The sequence below is a fragment of the Rhodococcus sp. AC861 genome, from assembly GCF_979256035.1.
In genome coordinates this window covers 1-241 of record NZ_CEEDMW010000096.1, presented here as the reverse complement: position 1 = coordinate 241, position 241 = coordinate 1, and the positions used below count along the sequence as shown (strand labels likewise).

1 pseudogene is annotated in these 241 nt (G+C 71.8%); it reads right to left on the bottom strand.

Annotation, left to right across the window (positions count from 1 at the left end):
• Window positions 1-241 (bottom strand): annotated as a pseudogene (locus AC0IX4_RS23290) (SURF1 family cytochrome oxidase biogenesis protein); the annotation flags it as partial.

Below are 241 nucleotides of genomic sequence, written 5' to 3'. Positions count from 1 at the left end.
CCGTCGTCGTCCTCGTCGGGATCCGTGGAGGGAGCGGTGACGGGCGTGTCCTCGACGGGGCCGGCCTTGTCGCGTCGACGCTCACGGAGTTCGGCGCGCACGAAGTAGGCGAGACCCAGCGGCGCCATCAGGCCGAACGCCAGCCACTGCAATCCGTACGACAGGTACGGGCCGGCGACGAGCAGGGGGAGCGCGATGACCCCGAGGCCGCCCGGCTGATCCTCGGCGAGCTGGACGTAGC